Annotated in this window: 7 protein-coding genes and 1 pseudogene; 4 read left to right on the top strand and 4 right to left on the bottom strand. The window is 71.6% G+C overall.

Going from position 1 to position 8,141, the window contains the following annotated elements:
- Window positions 1-122: 122 nt before the first annotated feature.
- The 3 genes from AB0C29_RS22830 to AB0C29_RS22820 form a co-directional block, all read right to left on the bottom strand.
- Window positions 123-1,631 carry an MFS transporter gene (locus tag AB0C29_RS22830; RefSeq protein ID WP_360823353.1) on the bottom strand — a complete coding sequence of 503 codons (1,509 nt, stop codon included), beginning with the start codon at window positions 1,629-1,631 and terminating at the stop codon, window positions 123-125.
- A gap of 131 nt (window positions 1,632-1,762) precedes the next feature.
- Complete coding sequence (locus AB0C29_RS22825) at window positions 1,763-3,088, bottom strand: NAD(P)/FAD-dependent oxidoreductase (RefSeq protein ID WP_360823350.1); 1,326 nt, start codon at window positions 3,086-3,088, stop codon at window positions 1,763-1,765.
- Between the two features lie 37 nt (window positions 3,089-3,125).
- The gene (locus AB0C29_RS22820) at window positions 3,126-4,037 is read right to left on the bottom strand and encodes a DUF2867 domain-containing protein (RefSeq protein ID WP_360823347.1); all 912 of its coding nucleotides are present in this window, start codon (window positions 4,035-4,037) and stop codon (window positions 3,126-3,128) included.
- Between AB0C29_RS22820 and AB0C29_RS22815 the strand changes: the two genes are divergently transcribed.
- The 3 genes and pseudogenes from AB0C29_RS22815 to AB0C29_RS22805 all read left to right on the top strand — a co-directional run bounded on the left by AB0C29_RS22815 (window position 3,936) and on the right by AB0C29_RS22805 (window position 6,182).
- Window positions 3,936-4,349: a helix-turn-helix domain-containing protein gene (locus AB0C29_RS22815; RefSeq protein WP_360823344.1), complete on the top strand. Its 414-nt coding sequence runs from the start codon at window positions 3,936-3,938 to the stop codon at window positions 4,347-4,349. The genes AB0C29_RS22820 and AB0C29_RS22815 overlap by 102 nt on opposite strands.
- Window positions 4,350-4,364: 15 nt before the next feature.
- A pseudogene (locus tag AB0C29_RS22810) lies at window positions 4,365-4,901 on the top strand (trehalase-like domain-containing protein); the annotation flags it as partial.
- Window positions 4,878-6,182: a glycoside hydrolase family 15 protein gene (locus tag AB0C29_RS22805; RefSeq protein ID WP_360823359.1), complete on the top strand. Its 1,305-nt coding sequence runs from the start codon at window positions 4,878-4,880 to the stop codon at window positions 6,180-6,182. The pseudogene AB0C29_RS22810 and the gene AB0C29_RS22805, both read left to right, overlap by 24 nt.
- A 2-nt stretch (window positions 6,183-6,184) precedes the next feature.
- Here the strand turns inward: AB0C29_RS22805 and AB0C29_RS22800 are convergent, their stop codons facing one another.
- The gene (locus AB0C29_RS22800) at window positions 6,185-7,135 is read right to left on the bottom strand and encodes a sporulation protein (protein WP_360823341.1); all 951 of its coding nucleotides are present in this window, start codon (window positions 7,133-7,135) and stop codon (window positions 6,185-6,187) included.
- Between the two features lie 333 nt (window positions 7,136-7,468).
- On the opposite strand from AB0C29_RS22800, the gene AB0C29_RS22795 reads away from it, so the two are divergent.
- Window positions 7,469-7,999, top strand: coding sequence for a SigE family RNA polymerase sigma factor (locus AB0C29_RS22795; protein ID WP_360823356.1), 531 nt, complete (start codon window positions 7,469-7,471; stop codon window positions 7,997-7,999).
- Window positions 8,000-8,141 lie beyond the last annotated feature (142 nt).

Genomic DNA, 8,141 nt, shown 5'->3' with positions numbered 1-8,141 from the left:
ACCCCCCACCGCCGGGCGCCCCCTCAGGGTCCCTTTTCCCACTATTACCCCCCCCAACCCGCGCCCCCCCCCGGCGGCGAGCGGCCGGGGCGGGTCCTGGGCCGCATCCGGCCGGACGGTCTTCAGCCGACGTGGACCGCTGCCTCGCCGGTCGGCAGGTCTTCCTTGCCGACCTTGATGAACACCGCGGTGATGATGCCGGCGAGCAGGATCAGCCCGGCCGCCCAGGTGAACGCGTCGGCGTAACCGTCCACCTGCGCCTCCAGCTGCACCCGCTGCGAGGGCGGCTGGCCGGCGGTGAGGTGACTCGCGATGTACGCCGTGATGGCGCTGGTGGCGATCGTGTTCAGCAGGGCGGTGCCGAGCGAGCCGCCGACCTGCTGGGTGGCGTTCAGCGCCGCGCTGGCCGCACCGGCGTCGTGATCGGGCACGCCGACCAGGGCCAGGCTGGACAGCGGCACGAACGTGAAGCCCAGGCCCAGGCCGAGCAGCAGCTGCGCCGGCATCAGGTGGGCCCAGAAGGACGTGTCCAGGTCGATGAAGCGCAGCGAGATCATGCCGGCCGCGGCGAGCACCGGGCCGATCAGCATCAGGATCTTCGGGCCGATCCGGGGCAGCAGGTTCGACGCCACGGTGGCCGAGATCAGCACGCCGACCGTGGTCGGCAGCGAGGCGAAGCCCGCCTCCAGCGGGGTGTAGCCGAGCACGTTCTGCAGGAACAGTGTCAGGAACAGGAACGCGCCGAACAGGCCCGCGCCGACCAGCATCGAGGTCAGGTACGCGCCACCGCGGTTGCGGTCGAGCACGATGCGCAGCGGGAGCAGCGGGTTCCGGCTGGACCGCTCGATCAGCACGAAGATCACCAGCAGCAGCAGGCCGGCGCCGAGGAAGGCCCACGTGGTGCCCGAGTCCCAGCCCTTGTCCGGCTTGGCCGCCTGGGTGAAGCCGTAGACCAGCGAGGTCAGGCCCAGCGTGACGACGATCGCGCCGGGCACGTCGTACGAGGTGTCACCGTCGGACCTGCTCTCCGGCACCAGCGGGATCGCCAGGAACAGGGCCAGCAGGGCGATCGGGATGTTGACGAGCAGGCACCAGCGCCAGCTCGCGTACTCGGTCAGCACGCCGCCGAGCAGCAGGCCGACCGCCGAGCCACCGCCGGCGATGGCGCCGTAGACCGCGAAGGCCTTGGCCCGCTCCCGGGCCTCGGTGAACAGCACGGTGAGCAGCGCCAGCGAGGCCGGGGCGAGCAGCGCACCGAAAGCGCCCTGCAGGGCCCGGGCGCCGAACAGCAGCGGTCCCGTGGTGGCGAGGCCGCCGATCGCGGACGCGACCGCGAAGCCGACGGCACCGACCATGAACGTGCGCTTGCGCCCCCAGTAGTCGGCGATCCGGCCACCGAGCAGCAACAGCCCGCCGAAGGCCAGCGTGTACGCCGTGATGACCCACTGCTGGTCGGCCACGGTGATGCCCAGGTCGAGCCGGGCGCTGGGCAGGGCGATGTTCACGATGGTGGCGTCGAGCACAACCATGAGCTGGGAGATGGCGATCACGCCGAGGGCGGCCCAGCGCCGGGGGTGCAGCTGGGGAGCGTGCTCCGGCCGCACTTCTGACGCTTCTGCGGCAGCGGACATCAGTCGTTCCTTTCGGATACGCGGAGCCGGCCAGGACACCGTCCCGGACCGGCCCGCGCACCGAAGACTACTGAGATCCACTCCCGTAACCGGCCGCTGAGCTGGGAAATGAGACGCGGCTCGCACCCTGCTCAGGAGGGTGTCGGCTCCGCGGTGACCCCGGTGTCCGGCATCGCCTGCGGGAACGCGCTGTCCAGCGGCACCGCCCCGGCCGCCACGAGTCCGAGCTGGACACCCTGCTTGGGCAGAACCGCGTCCAGCAGCCAGTCCGCGGCCACCCGCACCCTGTTCCCCGGCATCGACAGCAGGTGGTAGCCCCGGGTGACGACCTTGGCCGGGAAACCGGACAGCGGCACGCCGAGCGGGTTGGCCGCCGAGTCCAGCCCGCCGAGGTCCACCACGAAGCCGAGGTCGTGGTGCTTGTACGCGCGCCGCCGGCCCCGCCCGTACGAGGCGGCGATGTTCTTCGCGACCATGGTGCCCTGCCGGGTGGCGTGCTGGGCGGTCATCCCGGTGATCTCCCCCGGCCGGGTCAGGTCGGGCACCGCCGCGGCGTCCCCGCAGGCGTAGACCTCCGGATGCCCCGGCACGTTGAGGAACTCGTCGACCACCAACCGGCCGTGCGCGGTCGGCAGGCCGATGTCGGCGACCAGCGGGTCCGGGCGTACGCCGACACACCAGATCAGCGAGCGGGTCGGGACGAACGAGCCGTCGCTGAGCCGTACGCCGTGCTCGGTCGCCTGCTGGACCGAGCTCTTGAGCAGCACCTCGACGCCACGCTCGCGCAGCACCCGGTCGGCGGCGGTGGCCAGGCGGGTGTCGAGGCTGGGCAGCACCCGCTCGGCCGTGTCGATCAACAGCCAGCGCGGCCGGCCCCTGAGGTTGTCGCGGTGCCTGGTCAGCGCCTCGGTGAACAGCACACCCTGGGCCGCCACCTCCGTACCGGTGTAACCGGCGCCGACCACGACGAAGGTGGACCGGGCGGCCCGCTCGTCCTCGTCGGTGGTGGTGTCGGCCATCTCGATCTGCCGGGTGATGTGGTCACGCAGGTACAGCGCCTCCGGGATGCCGCGGAAACCGTGCGCGTATTCGGTGACGCCCGGCACCGGGAGCAGCTTGTTCACGCTGCCGGCGGCGATGACCAGCCGGTGGTAGCCGAGACTGCCCTTGCCGCCCTCGGGGTCGGTGTAGGAGACCGTGCGGGCGTCGAAGTCGAAGCCGTCCACCTCGCCGAGGACGACCTTGACCCCGGGCAGGGTGGCGGCCAGCGAGACGGAGACCCGCCGCGGCTCCAGGATCCCGGCGGCCACCTCGGGCAGCAGCGGCAGGTAGAGGAAGTAGTCGGTGGGATTGACGATGACGATCTCAGCGGCGCCGCGGGAGAGCTTGGACAGCGTGCGGGCGGCCTGGAAACCGGCGAAGCCGGCTCCCACGATGACGATCCTGGGTCGAGCCATGACGAGTCCTTCCGTGGGGACCGGTACCGGGTCCACGCTAGGCGACAGCTGCCGACCGCCACGGGGCGACGGTGGTGCGGCCGGCGTGGCGCAGCATCGCCCTGACCACCAGCGGGTGCACCAGCCGTACGACGGCGAGGTAGGCCCGGCCGGCGCGGGAACGGGTCGCGGCCAGGGTGGCCACGGTGATCGTCGTGCCGTCGTTGTCCGGCTCGACCAGGACTCCCGCCCGGAAGTTCAGGTGGCCGGCGTCGGTGCCGAGCAGGACCTCGCGCTCGTTGCTGGTGATGGTGTCGAAGGCCGAGGCGTCGCCCTGCTCGATGCCGAGCGGAGCGACCAGCCGGTTGCGCAGGTGCAGCAGCGCGACCACGATCCGGGGCGGGTTGCGGAAGACCGCGTCCGCCCAGTCCTGCGGGTCGGTGCTGGTACCGGGTGGCACCCGCAGCGCGAAGGCGTCGGCCAGATCGGGACGGTCGACCGAGCCGTGCAGCAGGGTCGCGGCGGCCGGAACCGGCACGCCGCGGACCCGGGTGCTCTCCATGCCGACGGCGAGCCGGGCCCGCCACGGGTAGCGCACCGGGTGGACGACCGTGCCGGTCACAGCGCGTTCCGCGTTGTCGAGCAGGTGCTCGATGACGGTGTCGTGGCAGACCCGGACCAGAGCCGGCCAGAGCAGGCGCATGCGGCCGACCGGCCGGGCGCTCAGTCGGTGCCGCAGCACGCAGGCGTGCGGGCCGCGCTCCTCCACCTCCAGGGTGTGGGCGCCGATCAGGCCGGTCCGCGGGTGGAAGGTGAGCTCGACCCGCCGGCCCGGCTCATAGCCGGTGACACGGTAGCGAATGGGACCGTGCCCACCGTCGGCGCCGACGGCGAGCGGCCGGTCGAACCGCGCCGGGACCCAGGCCGGTACGGGCCAGAGCGGGTCGTCGGCAGCGCCGATCCGGTCCAACCCCGGCTGACGGCCGACGACTGGACCTCGGCGGCCCTGGAGGCGATGGCCGGCGGTGGCCTCGCGGCGGTCGCGGTCGAGCCCCTCGCGGCCCGGCTCGGCGCCACCAAAGGCAGCTTCTACTGGCACTTCGCCAACCGGGACGCGTTGATCGAGGCGGCCGTGCTGCGGTGGGAGCGTGATCACACCGAGGCCGTCATCGGGTCGCTGCCCACCGCCGAGGCGGACCGGCACCGCTACGTCGACCAGGTCATCCACCTGCTCACCGCCGACCGCGTGATCGCCCGACCAACCGACCGTCCCGCTGGGTAGAGACGCCGTCACTTCGGGTATGGGCAGGAGATGGCCCTGCCGATCGAGGACTACGCGATCATCGCCGACACCCAGACCGCCGCGCTGGTCGGCCGCAACGGCTCGATCGACTGGCTGTGCGTGCCCCGGTTCGACTCCGGGGCCATCTTCGCCGCGCTGCTGGGCAGCGAGGAGAACGGGCACTGGACGATCGCCCCGGCCGGCGAGATCCGCTCGGTGCGGCGCCGCTACCGCAGCGAGACGCTGGTGCTGGAGACCGAGTTCGAGACCGACGAGGGGGTGGTCCGGCTCGTCGACTTCATGCCGCCGCGCGGCGAGGCGCCGGACGTCATCCGCATCGTCGAGGGGGTCCGCGGGCGGGTGCCGATGACCATGCAGTTGCGGCTGCGCTTCGACTACGGGCACGTGGTGCCCTGGGTCTACCGGGAGCAGGGTGACCTGGTCGCGGTGGCCGGGCCGGACGCGGTCTGGCTGCGGACGCCGGTCGAGACCCACGGTGAGAACCTGGCCACCCGCGCCGACTTCACCGTGGCGGCCGGTGACCGTACCCCGTTCGTGCTGACCTGGCGGCCCTCGCACCTGTCGCCGCCCGACCCGGTCGACCCGGTCGAGGAGCTCGGCGCCACCGAGGGTTACTGGCGCGGCTGGGTCTCCGCCTGCACCTACGAGGGCGAGTGGCGCGACGCGGTGGTCCGCTCCCTGCTCACCCTCAAGGCACTGACCTACGCGCCGACCGGCGGCATCGTCGCTGCCGCGACCACCTCGCTGCCCGAGAAGCTCGGCGGCGTCCGCAACTGGGACTACCGCTTCTGCTGGCTGCGCGACGCGACCATCACCCTGCAGTCGCTGCTCTACTCCGGCTTCCAGAGCGAGGCCAAGGCCTGGCGCAAATGGCTGCTGCGGGCGATCGCGGGCGATCCGGCCGAGCTCCAGATCATGTACGGCGTGGCCGGCGAGCGCCGCCTCGACGAGTACCGCGCGGACTGGCTGACCGGCTACGACGGCAACCCGGTGCGGATCGGCAACGCGGCCGCCGAGCAGTTCCAGCTCGACGTGTACGGCGAGGTCATGGACGCGCTGCACCAGGGCCGGCGGGCCGGGCTCAAGGCCGACGACCCGGCCTGGGGACTCCAGGTCAAGCTGATGGATTTCGTACGGCAGCACTGGACCGAGCCGGACGAGGGCATCTGGGAGGTGCGCGGCGGCCCCAAGCAGTTCGTGCACTCCAAGCTGATGGCCTGGGTGGCCGCCGACCGCGCGGTGAAGGCGGTCGAGGAGTTCGACCTGGACGGCCCGGTGCAAGAGTGGACCGAGCTGCGCGACGCCATCCGCGCTGACATCCTGGAGCAGGGCTACGACCACGAGCGCCGCACGTTCACCCAGTTCTACGGCTCCGAGGAGTTGGACGCCGCCCTGCTCATGGTGCCGCTGGTCGGTTTCCTGCCGCCGGACGACGAGCGGGTCACCGGCACGGTCGCGGCGATCGAGGAGCACCTGCTCAAGGACGGTTTCGTGCAGCGGTACACCCAGCACCCGGACACCGATGTGGACGGTCTGCCGCCGGGCGAGGGCGCGTTCCTGGCCTGCACGTTCTGGCTCGCCGACAACTACGCGCTGATGGGCCGGCACGACGAGGCACGCGAGGTCTTCGAGCGGTTGCTGGCCCTGCGCAACGACGTCGGGCTGCTCTCCGAGGAGTACGACACCGAGGCCGGCCGGCTGGTCGGCAACTTTCCGCAGGCGTTCAGCCACGTGCCGCTGATCGACACCGCACGGACCCTCACGGACGCGGTCGCGGCCACCGAGGCCCGCGCCCGCGAGGGTCGCCGGTAGGACTACTCCTCGCCGCCGCCGTCGTCCTCGAAGACCTCTTCGATGACCTCGCCGGCCAGGTAGCCCGCGGCCATGCCACCCGCGACGCCGGCCACCATGCCGCCCATCCCGGAGCCGTGACCGCGTCCGTGACCGCCGTGACCGTGGCCGCCGCCGTACGCGGGAACGCCGTAGCTCTGGTGCTGAGTGACGGCCTCGCGGACCCAGCCGTCGACGACCTGCACCCAGTCGGCGGTGTCCGCGTCGGAGTGCGGGACGGTGTAGCGGCCGTACGCGTCGTGCCCGCCGCTGAACATGCCGCCGCGCTTGTCGAACTCCAGCACCACCTCGACGGTGTGCGGGTTGGTCACGAAGGTGAGCTCGACCTCGTTGATGCCGTGCGCGTACTGGGCCGGCGGGTAATACTCGATCTCCTGGTAGAACGGCAGGCTCTGCTGCACGCCGGCGATCCGGCCGTACTCCAGGTCGGCGTGCTTGAACTGGAAGCCGAGCCGGGCGAACGCGTCCAGAATGCGTTCCTGCAGCGGCAGCGGGTGCACGGCGATCGGGTCCAGGTCGCCCTTGTCGACGGCCCGGGCGATGGCCACCTCGGTGCGTACGCCCATCGTCATCCCGCGCAGGTGCTGGCCGTAGACGGCGGTGATCGGCGTCTCCCACGGCAGCACGAGCTGGAACGGCAGCGACAGTTCCTGCTTCTCGGCCAGGCGCAGCGGCCCGCTCACCCCGAGGCGGTGGAACTCGCCGGTGGCGCCGTACTCGCCCTGGCCGCCCTCGACCTCGACCCGGGTGACCAGTCCGAGGGTGATGTGTTCGATCTCGACGTCATGGCTGCCACCGACCAGGTTGACCGTTCCGGTGAGCGTGCCGCCGGGACGCCCGGACGGCTCGGCCAGCACGGTGTCGACACTCGGCCCGCCCACACCGAAGGCACCCAGCATCTTCTTGAAGCCCACGAACACCCCTTATCACCGACTGACAGGTCGGGCAGAAGCTAACAAGTCCGGCTGAATGCTTGCTGAGAAGGCGATACCACCGGAACTCGCTGACCGTTCGGACCAGGACGAAATTAGCCGAACGTACTGTCACCCGTAGATCCACATCCGCGCGTCTTCCTCACGTACGCGCGTGAGCCGGTGCTGGTGGTAACGGGGGGCATCGGCTGGCGCGGCCATCGAGGCACAGCGCGGAGAAACCGGGTTCGGAGACGAGAAGTGAGCACTGACGCGGCGATTGACCGCCCGCTGTACGCTCACGACTCCTTCCGGACGCCGATCGGACAGCTGGGGATGGACGACGCTCGCGACTGTGCCTATGCGGATTTCGTTCGTGAGCGGTCCCATGCCCTGCTGCGCTCGGCCTTCCTGTTGACCGGCGACCAGCACCTCGCCGAGGACCTCGTGCAGGAGGCGCTGGCCCGCACCCACCGTGCCTGGTCCCGGCTGGAGAAGCCGAGCAACGCCGAGGCGTACGCCCGCAAGGTCATGTATCACGCCCAGGTCTCCCTCTGGCGGCGGCCGAAGGTCGCCGAGTCCCTGCCCGGCGACGACCTGGAACGCCACGGCGGCAGCACCGACGACCCCGCCGAGGCCGCCGTCCGCCGGGTCACCCTGCAACGGGCGCTGCTCTCGTTGAGCCCGAAACAGCGCGCGGTGATCGTGCTGCGCTACTTCGAGGACCACACCGAGGTCGAGGCGGCGCAGATGCTCGGCGTCTCGGTCAGCACGGTCAAGACCCAGTGCGGCCGCGCGCTGGACAAGCTCCGCACGCTGGTGCCCGATCTGCGGGTCCTGGCCGACGTGCACGAGGCCGGCCGATGACCGGGCCCGATCCGTTGCGCGACGAGCTGCGCGAGCTGGCCGACGTCGTCGCGCCCGCCGACCTGTACGAGCGCTCGCTGGCCCGCTCCCGCCGGCTGGGCCGCCGCGAGGCCGCGGTGGGCACGACGGCCGCAGTGGTCGC

It is taken from the genome of Actinoplanes sp. NPDC048791, from assembly GCF_040650095.1.
Lineage (GTDB): Bacteria > Actinomycetota > Actinomycetes > Mycobacteriales > Micromonosporaceae > Actinoplanes.
The sequence above is the reverse complement of the archived record's forward strand: the minus strand, read 5'-3'. Positions and strand labels throughout refer to the sequence as shown.